At 42.0% G+C, this 14,715-nt stretch carries 11 protein-coding genes; 6 read left to right on the top strand and 5 right to left on the bottom strand.

Annotated features, from left to right (window positions below):
• Window positions 1-81: 81 nt before the first annotated feature.
• From CVU62_14515 to CVU62_14495, 5 genes are all read left to right on the top strand, one after another.
• Complete coding sequence (locus CVU62_14515) at window positions 82-537, top strand: hypothetical protein (protein PKN36534.1); 456 nt, start codon at window positions 82-84, stop codon at window positions 535-537.
• Between the two features lie 142 nt (window positions 538-679).
• The gene (locus CVU62_14510; protein PKN36533.1) at window positions 680-3,160 is read left to right on the top strand and encodes a B12-binding domain-containing radical SAM protein; all 2,481 of its coding nucleotides are present in this window, start codon (window positions 680-682) and stop codon (window positions 3,158-3,160) included.
• A gap of 706 nt (window positions 3,161-3,866) precedes the next feature.
• Window positions 3,867-4,565, top strand: coding sequence for a hypothetical protein (locus CVU62_14505; GenBank protein ID PKN36532.1), 699 nt, complete (start codon window positions 3,867-3,869; stop codon window positions 4,563-4,565).
• A gap of 165 nt (window positions 4,566-4,730) precedes the next feature.
• On the top strand, window positions 4,731-5,564 hold the full coding sequence (locus tag CVU62_14500; GenBank protein PKN36531.1) for an SAM-dependent methyltransferase: 834 nt from the start codon (window positions 4,731-4,733) through the stop codon (window positions 5,562-5,564).
• 96 nt (window positions 5,565-5,660) lie between these two features.
• Window positions 5,661-7,184 (top strand): hypothetical protein, encoded by a 1,524-nt coding sequence (locus CVU62_14495; protein ID PKN36530.1) that lies wholly within the window; start codon window positions 5,661-5,663, stop codon window positions 7,182-7,184.
• A gap of 4 nt (window positions 7,185-7,188) precedes the next feature.
• Here CVU62_14495 and CVU62_14490 read toward each other — a convergent pair whose 3' ends face one another.
• Window positions 7,189-8,139: a glycyl-radical enzyme activating protein gene (locus tag CVU62_14490; protein PKN36529.1), complete on the bottom strand. Its 951-nt coding sequence runs from the start codon at window positions 8,137-8,139 to the stop codon at window positions 7,189-7,191.
• Between the two features lie 169 nt (window positions 8,140-8,308).
• On the opposite strand from CVU62_14490, the gene CVU62_14485 reads away from it, so the two are divergent.
• Window positions 8,309-9,631, top strand: coding sequence for a hypothetical protein (locus CVU62_14485; protein PKN36528.1), 1,323 nt, complete (start codon window positions 8,309-8,311; stop codon window positions 9,629-9,631).
• 1 nt (window position 9,632) lies between these two features.
• Here the strand turns inward: CVU62_14485 and CVU62_14480 are convergent, their stop codons facing one another.
• The 4 genes from CVU62_14480 to CVU62_14465 all read right to left on the bottom strand — a co-directional run bounded on the left by CVU62_14480 (window position 9,633) and on the right by CVU62_14465 (window position 14,677).
• Window positions 9,633-10,850: an aminotransferase gene (locus tag CVU62_14480; protein ID PKN36527.1), complete on the bottom strand. Its 1,218-nt coding sequence runs from the start codon at window positions 10,848-10,850 to the stop codon at window positions 9,633-9,635.
• Window positions 10,851-10,983: 133 nt separating this feature from the next.
• Window positions 10,984-12,837 (bottom strand): asparagine synthase (glutamine-hydrolyzing), encoded by a 1,854-nt coding sequence (gene asnB / locus CVU62_14475; GenBank protein PKN36526.1) that lies wholly within the window; start codon window positions 12,835-12,837, stop codon window positions 10,984-10,986.
• Between the two features lie 73 nt (window positions 12,838-12,910).
• The gene (locus CVU62_14470) at window positions 12,911-13,975 is read right to left on the bottom strand and encodes a hypothetical protein (GenBank protein PKN36525.1); all 1,065 of its coding nucleotides are present in this window, start codon (window positions 13,973-13,975) and stop codon (window positions 12,911-12,913) included.
• Window positions 13,976-14,017: 42 nt separating this feature from the next.
• Window positions 14,018-14,677, bottom strand: coding sequence for a sugar transferase (locus CVU62_14465; GenBank protein PKN36524.1), 660 nt, complete (start codon window positions 14,675-14,677; stop codon window positions 14,018-14,020).
• Window positions 14,678-14,715 lie beyond the last annotated feature (38 nt).

Genomic DNA, 14,715 nt, shown 5'->3' with positions numbered 1-14,715 from the left:
CGGAAGCGCAACTGAAAGGAGCGCAATAAAAAACAGGCTTTACCTTTAACGGGAATTGACGCCTGTCAGGCGGCAGATTACATGCGACTTGATATAAGGACAACCTTCTTAAATAAAACAACTAGAAACTGGACACAAATGAAATTAATTGAAGAAATAAAATTAGCCAATGGATTGAATTTAAAGATTTTTGATTTATCACGCACCATAGCCGCCGACACGGTTAAGGTGGAAATTTCTTTTCAAACGAAAATTTATCTGAAAGAATCTTATTTCACGGACGCTCAGGATTACGTCCAGGTAAAAAATACCATGGGCGATGAACTTGCCTACGAACATAAACTGGAGCGGTCTTTTGTGCCTAAGGAAAACGAAGATTCTGTTCGCGATGATTTAATCAACACATTCAAAAGTAATTCTCTGGAGTATCTTGCCGCCGTCAATTTTCCCAAAAAGATGGCGATGTCCATACTTAAAGATATCAAAAAGAATCCTTACAAATATCACCCTCATATTTACTCCGATTCAGAAGAATAGTTTGACGGCTTGATTATAAACTGGGAAATAAACCCCGTTAGAGCAACGGGTACTTTAAAATTTTAGATGGATGCATTTAAATTAATATATGTTAAAAGAATTCTGCTTCTGCCGAAGTCTTGGGTCTCTAACGGGGTAAATTATGAATAATAATTTCGATGAACTTTTACTTGGCGCTGAAAAACCCAGCCGTTACATCGGTACAGAAGTAAACGCTGTCCGTAAAGATAAACCGGAAGTCCGCTTTTTGCTGGCTTTCCCTGATACATACGAAGTCGGCATGTCTCATCTCGGTTTGCAGATTCTATATTCTATTCTCAACGAAATTTTCTACGTGACAGCAGAACGTTGTTTTGCCCCCTGGCCGGATAGGGAAAAACAACTGCGCGAAGGCAATATTCCGTTAACCTCTCTGGAAAGTCAGAAGTCGCTGACAGATTTTGATATTGTCGGTTTTTCCTTACAGTATGAACTTTCTTACACCAACATGCTGAACATGCTGGATTTGGGAGGATTACCGCTTGCCCGCAAAGAGCGCGAAGATGGACATCCCCTGATAATCGCGGGAGGCCCATGCTGTTTTAATCCGGCACCGCTTGCTGATTTTATTGATGCCTTTGTCATCGGCGAGGGAGAAGAAGTCGTAGGGGAAATCATGTCTGCGATTCGCGCAGGTAAGAAAAACTCCCTTTCCCGAAATAACCTGATAAAAGAGCTGGCGACGGTTCCCGGCATTTACGTTCCAGCTGTTCACGGGAAAGATCAAATCATTAAAAAAAGAAACGTCGTTGATCTCAATTTATGGAAACATCCGGTAAGACCCATTGTTCCGCTGATGCAGACAATTCACGACCGCATCACACTGGAAATAGCACGCGGCTGCACCCGCGGCTGCCGGTTCTGTCAGGCGGGAATGCTCTGGCGTCCTTACCGCGAAAGAAACACTTCCCTGCTGATGGAAATGGCCGAAAGGATGCTTCAAGAAACAGGCCATGAAGAAATATCCCTTTTATCTTTGAGCTCCGGCGATTACAGTTGCATTGAGCCTCTGGTACAAAATCTGATGAACCGCTATCACTCCCGACGCGTAGCGCTGGCGCTTCCTTCATTGCGCGTGGAATCTCTCAACACAACATTAATGGAAGAAATCAAACGAACACGGAAAACCAGTTTTACGCTGGCGCCGGAAGCGGGAACGGATAAAATGCGCCTGATTATCAACAAGGGCAACACCTCCGAAGATTTACTCTCCACCGTGGATAAAATATTCGCTGCCGGCTGGAAATCAATTAAACTCTACTTTATGCTCGGTTTGCCCAATGAAACCAGGGAAGATTGGGAAGGTATTGTCAATCTGGGATATGAAGCTCTGCGAGCCGCAAATAATCGCGGGCAGGTCACCATCAGCCTTTCCACCTTCGTTCCCAAACCGCATACGCCCTTTCAATGGCAAAGACAGATTTCCCTGGAAGAAACTTATGAACGGCAGGACTTTATCCGTAAACGAATCAAGAACCGCAACCTGAGTGTCAAATGGCATGACGCAAAGATGAGTTTACTGGAGGGAATATTTTCACGTGGAAATGAAAGTGCGGGCGTCCTTCTGGAGGCTGCTTTTCGCAAAGGCTGCCGCTTTGACGGCTGGACTGAAATTCTGCGTTTCGACCTCTGGCAGGAAGCGATGACGGAGGCGGGAATTAAACCGGAAGATTTCACCCGTGAACGAAAGATTGACGAACGACTGCCGTGGGATAATATTGACTGCGGCGTGACCCGTGAGTTTCTGCTGGAAGAAAAACAAAAATCGGAAAATCATACAGCGACAGATGATTGCCGGTTTTCCGATTGTCAAAACTGCGGAGTATGCGATTTCTCCACAACAAAAAACATTTTTGCGGCAAAAGATGAAATCAAAACAGTTCAGCCATCGTCACCGGTTCCTGATATTGCAATCGGTGCAGAAAAAAAATATCGTTTAACTTTCAGCAAAATTGGACACTCCCGGTTTTTATCGCATTTGGAACTATCCCAAGCTTTAGTGCGAGCTTTGCGCCGCAGCAGCCTCACGCTTGCTTATTCTTTCGGCTACCATCCGCATCCTAAGATATCCTTTGCCACAGCCACTGCCGTGGGCATGGGAAGCAGGCAGGAATACGCGGATATTACCGCGCAGGAATATCTATCAGATTTGAATTTGCTAAAGAGTGAAATAAATTCCGCCCTGCCTGAAGGCATTGAAATTTTAGAAATCAGCAAACTTTCTGCCGAAGAAAAGGCTATCGCTCAAATGTTAAAGGGCTTTGAATACGAACTGTACCTTCCCGACACTATCGATTCTTCACGCCTGAAGGCCATGGAAGAAAACATCAAGAATTTTCTGGAGGCTTCTGAATTCAAAATACAAAAAATATCCAAAGGCAAAACCGTCATCAAAGATATTCGTCCTTTCGTGCAAAGTCTGATTCTTGATATCGCCGGCAAAAAAATAATTTTTGCCGTGCCGCACATTCAGGAAGGTTCGGCCCGGCCCGCCGATATTATCGCTCATGTCCTGAAATCTGATGCTGACGAATCACAAAAGATTAAAGTAGTCAGAACAAAAAGTCTCCTACACCAGTCCTAAATTAAAGAAATCCCCGGCGCATGCCAGGCGCTCTACCTAGCCCCGCTGAAGCGGGACAGTTCAACTAACGAATTCCAGTTTACTGCGTAACTGTAACTCGAGTTTCACTGCCGTCTCAATATCATCTTTAATTTAGAACTGGTGTTAGTTAATGTTCACAATAAATATTTGATTTTAATAAAACATTGGTTTAAATAATTAAACCCTGAATCAACGGATTTGTTTTAAAGTATTTCATAAATTAATTACACTACGTCATAAGAGCGATGGACATGAATAAAATTAAATCAGATCTGATTCCAAGTTTAACAAAAAAAGAGTTAAAGCCTAAGTATATCGGAGATTGTGTTTGTCCATGCCATATTGATCCAATACATGTTATTCATCCCCTGCCATGCTGTGAGCCATGCCCATTCTGTGGAAAGAAGATTGCCCGAGGTCTTCAAAGAAAGCATGAACCACATTGCAAGAAAATAAACTATAATGTATAAACCTTCTATAAGTAATACCATTCCTAAATCAAAGATGATGTCGAGGCTTTGTTACAATAGCAAAAACTGTCATTCCGAATCTCGATGTTTCGGTATGCAGAATCTTATAGATGATAATAAATTAAGACTTCTCCCTTTGGTCGAAGTGACATAGATTTTTTCGCCAAGTATGATCACGCGCATGCGGGACTTCGAAATGACATAAGGAAACTAACGTGAGAGTATGGGACGTCAATCCGGGCTATTTAAACCGGCAAAGCCTTCTCGGTGAACACCGTGAACTGCACGCGATTGTTTCTATCATCAAGCACAACAAAAAAGGTTACTCCCGGCATCCCGAAACGCTGCGCTGGCAGGGCTTCGGATGGGCGCTTAGCCAGCGCCATAAATTGTTAGCGGCGGAAATGACATTAAGGGGTTACGTTGATAGAACTCCCGTATTGCTGAAAACTCAACCTCAGAAATGGCCGGAAGTGTTTGTTGATATACCAGCCGCACAATTCAAACTCCTTTCCGAAAAATATAAAAATATTGAACAGGGACGGATTCCTTTACCTAAAGACGTACAGCAGTTATGGGCGCAGCATCAATATTCCGTGATGGCCAGAGACGATGCCGAATATAAATACCTGGGCGGTTGGGTTGCATCGAGAAAAACCGGCAAGGGTATAGATGATATTTATCCGGAACTGGTATCGCTACTGCGCTGTCCGCCCGCTGAAGGAAATCTCAGGAATACCATTCAGCACATGTGGGGGTATGTTTCCTCATACGCATCGATTTCAGGAAAGGCAATTGAAAAAAAGACCATGCGAAATCTGTTAACACGAATACAACATTTGACATTCTTGCATGATATAGTCTATCTGAAAGAATCAACCGCATTGGGTGAACTGCAGGCATGGATGCATTAAGGGAGATCTTTGCAAAACTCCACTGTTCGTCTGGCGAAGGCCGGAATCTAGAAAATGCTTAAAAATACTGGATATACCCTAAGGGGCACACTGCCGGCCTTCGCCGGTATGACATAATTGCTGGTTTTATTAAGTTCTGTAAAAAGATCTAACAGGAATTTAAGAATGTCTGATAATAAAGCAAGCTTTACAGCATTAGCAACTGCGTATATGCGGGCGGCACACCAGTTGCTGGAAGCGAAGCCTCTGCTTTTCGACGACCCGGTCGCACTGCCGCTTCTTGGCCCTGAAGCATTAAAGAATATTCAAGATACGAAAGATCATTATCAAACTCCCGAAGTTCTGGCATTGCGTACTAGGATAATTCTGCGTTCACGTTTTACGGAAGACAGACTTGCCGCCGCGTTTTCGCGCGGAATCAGGCAATATATAATCCTTGGCGCCGGTTTCGATACATTCGCGCTGAGGCAGCCTTCATGGGCAGAAGAATTGAAGATTGTCGAAGTTGATCATTCGGGCACGCAATCACTGAAGCGTTCCTACATTGACGCGGCGAAACTTACAATTCCGGGAAATGTTTCGTTTGCCGATATTAATTTTGAACATGAATCGCTGCATGAAGGCCTGCGCAGATATAACGTTTCGATGGACAAACCGGTTTTTTTCTCCTGGCTGGGTGTAATGATGTATCTGAAAGAAGACGCCATTGATGCCGTGCTCCACTCTGTCGCCATGTTTCCGGCAGGCAGTGAGGTAGTGTTGACATTCGTGCGGCCGCCGGGCGACGTTCCTTCAATAATTGCCCAGAGCGTCACGAATCTTGGTGAACCATGGCTGAGTCATTTCGAACCCGATGAAATCGAAGAAAAACTATATCGCGCAGGATTTTCTAAAGTGGAGTTTCTAACACCTGTGGAGGCTGAAACACGGTATTTCCGGTCACGCCCCAGAGACCTGCCCGTGCCGGAGCAAACCAACATTCTCAGTGCGATACGATAAAGTTTTCCCAATATTCCCGAATAATAATTTGATTTTAATAAAGCATTGATTTAAACAATTAAGCGTCGAATCAAATAAGATAAAGGCTTGCCGAAAATGAACAGAAAGGTTCTACTGATTTCTCTACAGGAAGACTTGGACGTTATAGGCCTAAAAAGCCTCCACTATCAACTTCTCGATCATGGCTTTGCTTCACATATACTTTTTATACCGAAGTTCCAAAATGACGTAACGTCCAACACCATTTGTAATCTAGTAGATAAACTTTCTCCTTTGTTCATAGGCATAAGCCTGATGTCTGTTGAGTATGATCGCGCCAGACAATTGACAAATATTTTGAAGTCACATTACCCATCAATGCCCATTATCTGGGGAGGTATTCATCCCACGATAGCACCGGAGACTTGTATAGAATATGCAGACTTTATATGCATTGGCGAAGGAGAAAATTTCATTGTGGATTTCGCCAACGCAATTGCCAACGAATCCAGTCCGGAGTCTCTCAACAGCCTCGCTTTCCGAAAAAACGGCCAGGTCGTTCACCCCCCCCTTTATCCTCTCATAATTGATCTATCGGTACTTCCCGTATGTGAACATATACCAAAAAACAGTTACGTGCTTCACAAAGGAAGAATAACCGCTCTGGACACAAAAACTTTCAGAAAATATGCCCGATACTCAGGCACAACCTATTCGATCATGAGTTCAAGAGGATGCCCATTCTCCTGCACATATTGCTGCAACAATGCATTGGCAAAGATGTACGATTCAAAAAAAATAAGATTCAGGAAACTTGCAAGCGTTATCGATGAATTGAAAATGGCGATCACCCAATACCCGTTCATTGAATACATTAATTTTCAGGACGATTGCTTTTTGTCGATGTCCGACGAAGAGATGGAACGGTTTTGTTATTTGTATAAGCAGGAAATCAAACGCCCATTCATCGCCAGGAGCATTCCTACATTCATTACCGAGAACAAACTCGCCTCGATGAAATCAGCGGGACTTTCCTGGATTAGTCTCGGCCTGCAGAGCGGAAGCGATCATGTATGCCAGGATATCTATCAACGGCAATCCGGCAAAGAGGACTTCATTAAGGCGGCGCAAGTTATCAAAAATCAGGAACTGGCCGCCTTCTATGATGTTATTCTGGACAATCCTTTCGAAACTGACAAAGACAGGATTAATACCGTACAAACCCTCATGGAAACACCCAAACCATTCTACGCTCAGTTTTTCTCCTTAAGTCTATATCCTGGTACTGAACTGCGAAGACAAGCACTGGAGAAAGGTTTGATAAAGGGCAATGAGTATCTGAGCAAAGACTACTTGCTATATAATAAGACTAACATAAACAATTTGATTCGGCTCGCCACCTTCATTCCATCAAATTGGTTGAAGTTTCTGTTGGAACTTTTCCGTAGAAAACCTAATTCACTTTGGTTCAAAATGAACATCTCTGTGACCAGATTATTCGCTATCGTTTTTGTTGAACCAATTACCTACCTGCAAGTTATCAGACTATCGCAAAGAAAGAGGTTGAGGGCAACAATCCGCGTACTCCCCTACTATCTGAAGGAAGGACTTTCAAGATTCCGGAAGCAATTTGATCTATAAAGCATCAAACGGAAATTCCCGCTGAAATGAATATTTCCTTGCAGTGAGCCACGTGTTTTTTGTCCATCCATTCGCGTGATTTACCAGTTCCCTGCTCATCTTTTCCTAATTTATTTAATTTGGCATGCCAAAGCGGATTATACTCGAGAAGAGCAGCTTTTCCTATCCCGAGTGAAGAGAGAAATTCGGCAATCGCTCTGAGATTCTCATCTGTGTCCGTAATGCCCGGAATCAGTGGTGTTCTCGGCAAAAGAAAATCAGGATGTTTTTTTAGTGAAATTTCATGAAGCGACCGGAAGTTTGCCAGAATGAGATCATTTTTCACGCCGGTATAACGCTCGGAGAGCATGGCATCCATGAGCTTGATGTCGAAATAAATCATATCCACATGCGGCAGAACAAGTTGAATGAAGCGTTCGAGTTTGAAAATGCCGCAGGTTTCAACGATAGTATGTACACCTTTTTTCTTAAGACCAGTAAGAAGTTCTGACGCAAAATCCATGAACATGAGCGGCTCGCCACCCGAAAGAGTCACGCCTCCGCCTGATGTGTCATAAAACGGTTTGTCCTTCATGACCGCGTCGATTACATTATCAACAGTCATGGATTTACCGGCGCGTTCCAGCGCTCCGGAAGGACACAAATCGGTGCACGAGAAGCAGAGGTTGCATTTAGACCGGTCAACGATGAGCTTTTTGTTCTTCATGCGAAGCGCGCCGCTCTCGCACAATTCCGCACAGGTTCCGCACGACACACATATTGAGGCATCGAACAACAACTCGGGACCCGGTTTCTTGCTCTCAGGATTGTGACACCACACGCAAGAAAGAGGGCAACCCTTCATGAACACGACGCTTCTTATGCCCGGACCGTCATCCAGTGAATTGCCGCGTATTTCCAGCACCAAGGGACCACCTGTTTTTTGTGCCTCTATATCTTGGATATGTTTTTCCATATAACCTGCCTCAGGTATTTGTATCATATGTTAAACCATAGTTCAGCCATTTTTATTTATTTCATTCACGTCTCGTATTCTGTACTTTTTATTTCATTGACACATGGATTGTTTTTTTTATATTCTTTTCGCAAAAGAAGAACGGGTTCAATATCAAAGGAGCAGCCTGGTGATCAGCGGATGGACAAGATTTTTACCGCGCAAAAACAAGAAAGATGTGGACAGATCAGTCCGGTATATTGTCTCTCATGCTTATAAAAATGTGCCCTTCTACAGGCGGACTTTTGACAAAACCGGGGTAAATCCGGCAGTCATTCGAAAAGCTGAAGATCTGACACATCTACCCATTATTAAACGTTTGGATATTATGGTGGCAGGACCTGCCGAATACTTGAGTCGTGATGTTTCCCCTGAAAAACTTGTAATTAGACATACTACAGGAACAACAGGCACACCGGTAACAGTCTATAAGAACCGATTGGAAGAAGCTTTTCGCAAGATAACAATTATTGATGCATATAAACGAAATACGTCACTGACATGTCCGATGACACTTGTAAATGTAGGGCCGGAAAGAAAAGATGGTTCTACTAAAATTGTCCAGAAAATCGGGCCTATTACTATAATCAAACTTTTTCGCGATATTCCCATGGAAGAGCAGATATCGATTCTTATGAGTATAAAACCAACCATTATGGGTGGTCGTCCGTCAGCATATTGGAATCTGGCCAACGCTTTACGCGAAAAAGAAATTATACCTCCTTCGCCCCGGTTGATAACCGGCGGAGCGGAACTTCTATTCCCTCATGTACGCAAATTGCTGGAAAATGTCTTCCGTTGCCGCGTCGCTGACTATTACAATAATGAGGAAGGTGGAAATCTTGCCTGGGAATGTCCCGCCAATCCGGAACTTATGCATCCCAACACCGCAACTGTGTGGATTGAGACCGTTGATCAGCGAGGGATTCCCGTTCCGCCGGGCAGTGAAGGACATCTGATTATTACAAATTTATATAATTATTCTATGCCCTTTATTCGTTATGAAACGGGAGATCGGGGAATTCTGTTAGAGACGGGAAAATGTCAATGCGGATTTAACGGACCGGTTATGCGTCTTACGGAAGGTCGTAATGAAAACTTTATCGTCCTGCCTGATGGGAGGGAAATTTCACCAAGAATCATGTATAATGTCGTTAATTCCGTTTTACCTCATGATAAAAAAGACTGGAGCATGATTGAAGCAATCCGTGTTTTCCAGATTATTCAGGAAGGTAATGACTTAATTGAAATCAGAGTTGTCCCGGGACCGGCATATTCAAATTCTCTCTGGCGAGCGGTCGAAGAAAACTTAAAAATTCTTCATCCGGCAATGCGTTTGAAAGTTTCAATTGTTGATGATCTTCGACCCGAACCGGGCAAGAAATTCCATCAGGTGTTGGGCAAGTTGAGCAGCCGATGGAAGCGTGAACGAGACAACCGGGAAAACAAATAATTCATTTAGCGGCAACGGCCATAACTTTTTCCACCGCTTTAACAGTATCGCGCATATCATTTTCGGATAAAGTCGGATGAACAAGAAACATCATGACGGTTTCGCCTAACTCTCTGGCAACCGGTAGTCGTTTCTTCGGCCGCATACCGGTGCCGGCAAAAGCTTTTTCCAGATATATTTCACTGCAACTGCCGGTGAAACAGGGAATGCCTTCCGCGTTAATTGCAATAGCTACACGTTCTCTATTCCAACCGGATTTCAGTCTCTCATGATTTATAAAAACATAATATTTATAGTAGGCATGACCAATATAATCAGGCGGCATAGTTACACGTAATGCCGGAATATTTATAAAAGCTTTGTTTAAAATATCGGCATTTCGCCTGCGTCTTTCTATCCATTGGGGCAATTTATGAAGTTGAATCCTGCCGATTGCGGCTTGCATTTCCGTCATACGCAAGTTTGTTCCGAATGATTCATGCAGCCATTTAAATGATGGGCCCGGATGAAAATCATTATTTTCGTAAACTGCTTTATAACTTTTGCCGTGGTCTTTATAAGACCATATTTCCGACCAGATATCTTCATTATTTGTTAAAATCATACCACCTTCACCGCCGGTGGTCATAATTTTATCCTGACAAAAAGAAAAAGCGGCGGCATCACCAAATGACCCCACAGGACGACCTTTATAAAAAGCTCCGCAGGCCTGGGCGCAATCTTCAATTACCGCAAGTCCACGTTCTTTTGCGAGGGCCATTATCGAATCCATTTCACAGGGCCAACCGGCCAGATGAACAGCAATGATTGCGCGTGAACGAATTGTTATGACTTTCTTTATTGTCTCCGCCGTTATGTTCTGGCTGTTACGATCAACATCGGCAAAGACACATTTTGCTCCGCGTATAACCGCAGAACTTGCCGATGCAATATAACTACGCGACGTTACGATGACCTCGTCATCTTTTCCAATATTCAACGCCATCAATGCCGCCTCTAGCGCCACCGTACCATTCATTAAGGCAACAGCGTAATTTACGCCTGTGTTTGCGGCAAATTCTCTTTCAAATAAACAACCTTCTTCTCCCGTCCAGTAATTAACATTTCCCGATTGAAGTACGCGATAAACAGCTTCTATTTCATCATGATCATAAAAAGGCCAGGGAAGAAACTTTTTCTTGCGTATGGGCAAACCACCATTAATTGCCAAATCTCCCATGCCATTTTTCCCTTAAACATAAATGTACGTTAATTAATATATACATTACATATTTTTTCTGAATATGGAACAGACAATGATTGTGTCTTTTTTGATATAAATATTAGATAATTATTTTTAGAAACAAGACCACTTAGTTTACTGACAAAGGTTTAGTATCTATATATTGCTGTCGCCAAATAACATAATAAATCAAGTGGCCGAGAATATTTTGATGGTTTTGTGTTCCGCTTTTATGTTCACAAATCACTTTTTCTAGTTTGGATTTATTGATTCCTTCAATTTTATCCGATGAATCGATCAGCATATCCAGAAAACTGCCAACTCCATTTTTGTCTCTCAACCATTTATCGACCGGAATAGTAAATCCTATTTTCTTCTTGTACACTATCTTCCGCGGTATATGTCTGACTGCGGCCTTCTTAAATAAATATTTTGTCTGCAATCTTCTCAATTTTACGTCCCCCGGAATCTCGTGCGCCATGGAAATCATTTCATTATCAAGAGTCGGAACTCTCAGTTCCATTGATTCAGCCATACTCATTTTATCTTTCATATTTAAAATCGAACGCAAATATGTCTGCTGATCAAACAAAAGAAGATTGTCAATCGTATCAAGGTTTTTATTCCAGACTTTGTTCAATTGCTCTAATCTGATGGAGATATCCGGCTCATCTTTATCGAATAACCAGGCAATCCTTTCCTTCTCTGTAAATGCCGCATTCCAGAGAACGAGTTCATAAGGTGATAAAGCGAGAAATCTCCTTAATGTTTTTATCTTCCTAAATGGTAAAAATTTTAAAGCCATGAGGATAACCCTTTGGTTTACACCCCCCAGCAGCAGGAATTGGTTCTGTAATTTGCTCAGGTATTGACGCGGATAACCGCCGAATAATTCATCCGCTCCCTCACCGGTCAACACAACCTTCACAAACTCGCGAGCGTATCTACAAACCAGACGATTTTGTACGGAACTCGGAAAAGTAAGCGGTTCATCATGATGCCATATTGTCTGTTCCAGCGAATCGGCATACTCCTTATTATCACTTACAAAATCATGATGATCAAATCCGTAAGATCCGGCTGTGAAACGCGCATAGGGAATTTCATTATGTGCCGGGTCCGGGAAACCGATTGTAAATGTTTTAATACCCGGAGCTAATTTATTGGCAACAACACTAACCCAGCTGGAATCCACTCCTCCGCTGAGGAGACTGCCAAGAGGCACATCGCTCATCATTTGCCGCTGCACTGAATTATTCACGGAAGACTCTATTTTCTCAATGTACTGAGCTTCGCTAAGAGTACTTTCAACAATTTCCGGGATCCAGTATCTTTGGGAATGAATTCCTCTGTTCGTGACTTCCACTAGACAGCCTGGTTCCAGACTGACAATCTTGGAGAAAAATGTTCTTCCATTGCACAAAGATCCGAAACAAAGATATTCATCCAGAACATTTGCTTCAGGCTTTACTGACATTCTACGCGAAGCGAGAATACCTTTGATTTCGGACGAAAAAATCAAAACATCGTCATTTTGATAGAAATACAGAGGCTTGATTCCCATGCGATCCCGTGCCATCAACAATATTTTCTTCACGGAATCATAAAGGCAAAAAGCAAACATGCCGTTTAATTTTTTTACAGAACTATTCCCGTATTCTTCATAAAGATGAATGATCACTTCACAATCCGTCTTTGTTCTGAAGACATGGCCCATAGATTGAAGTGTCGCCCGGAGCTCTTTGAAATTATAGATTTCTCCATTGGCAACAAGAACTATTTTCCCTGTCTCATTATAGAGGGGTTGATCACCGGTATTTACATCTATGATGCTGAGGCGTTGAAAACCAATCGCCATGACGTCATCTGTAAAAGTGCCTGAAGAATCAGGCCCTCTGTGGGATATAACCTTCATCATCCTGGACAAATCAGAAGAATCATATTGATTAATATTGAAATAATATTTTCCTACAATGCCGCACATAATATTTTACAATCCAAATTCATGACAGGTTTTTAAAACATAAGAGTATTTTGAAATTATGACCATCAATTATTTATGGAACAAGAGATTTTATTTCTGAATCCTTTACAATTTTTATCTGTGCATCAACTCCCCTAATGAATGTATAGTCATCATCAAACTCATAGATTTTAAATGCACGATCAAAGGAAGAATCATTTAAGTAAAGTCTCAGTGAATCCTCTGCAAAATTTGCTCCGCATAAAGCAAATGCCAATGTGAACGATACATGTCTAATATTTATTTCGGTTATTTTTGGATTTCCGTACTCATCCTCACGATAATCAACTGTAAACATTCCATGCGGTTCCTGTCCGCAACCGTCAAAAATGATTTTCAAGGCTCTGATGGAGGTGTCGACAATTTCCCGTTTATTGATAAGTTTTCCTCTTGAACACATTCCGGAAATTCCCGACGGTGCAACATGAGCCATTAAGTAATCAATTCTCTGAGCACATGATGCTCTGATTGCTTTTCCATCGTAAAAAAGTATCTTGCAGGCATAATTTCTACCGGGCAAATATTCGCTGATAATATAGTCTTTAATATGAGGATTTAATTTTATCCATGCTCTAAGATCATCCATTTTATTGATTTTGAATGATCCTGTCGCTCCCGCACCGAATCCCGCCCGGACCCAGAAAGTATTGGGGGGGGGATTACCGATATTTTTTTCAATCTGAGTTAATTCAACTTTTATTGTTCCGGGAACCAAATTAGAACCAATTAATCTTTGATGAAGTTCATATTTATCATATAGAACCTTTGCTACTTCATAATCGGGAAGAAGAGAGTCACACGGTATCCGGCCTGTCTTCATTTTTAAAGACCATTTTAATACTTCTAATTCAGGAACGACGAAAGAATAGTCGATGTGTTCTTTAGAAATAATTGACTCCAAAACGCGCCAGTAATTGTCACTTGAAGAATGAGGAATCAGATAAGTTTTATCAAAAAGTTCTTTGTTATATAAACCCGGAGCATACTTATTCGAGTCAACTCCTATAAGTCTTGCACTTTTAGACTTACCATTCAGGAGTATGCTTTTGGCAATTCCAATCGGCGTCGGACCGCCTATTCCTGTTATTAATATATTCATATATACCTATAATAATTAAAGTTATTTCAAATTCACACTTAATCAATCAGATTTCTTTTCTTTATGTTTCTCTCTATATTCCGACAAAGGAATACTTACTGTCCTGGGTAAAACAGCAACATCTTTTGCTTTCAAAACCTGGAAGAAAGTTTCAAATATAATTTTTATATCCTGAGGAAAAGAAATGATCTCAATATATTTTACGTCCATTTCCAGACGTTCATTCCAAGGCAGATAATTTCTGCCTCTTATCTGCGATAATCCCGTAATTCCCGGACGAACAGTATGACGCAAGTGCTCCCGTTTTGTATAATATGGCAGATATTCCATAAACAGGGGGCGCGGCCCGACAATACTCATTTCGCCTTTGATAACATTTATCAATTCTGGCAATTCATCACTACTCGTCTTGCGCAGGAAAGCACCAAGACGCGTTAGACGTTTATCATCAGGAAGCATTTTGCCGTCTTGGTCACGCGCATCGGTCATAGTTCGGAATTTGAAAATTGTAAAAGGATTTTCCCACAGTCCCGGACGCATCTGTTTGAATAAAATCGGCCTTCCTAATCTCCAGCGTACAAGAAAAGCAATTATTATAAACACGGGTATTAAAACAATGGCAGCAGGAATAGCCAGAACCAAATCAAATGCGCGTTTGCCGAAGGATAGATAGAATTTATTTTTACTTCGATTAGTTGCCATCCAATAGACCTTTTATTTTCGTTTTTGATGGACTTATA

It is taken from the genome of Deltaproteobacteria bacterium HGW-Deltaproteobacteria-2 (genome assembly GCA_002840505.1).
GTDB lineage: Bacteria > Desulfobacterota > Syntrophia > Syntrophales > Smithellaceae > Smithella.
Note: the sequence above shows the minus strand (reverse complement) of the source record. Positions and strands in the feature narration are given on the sequence as shown.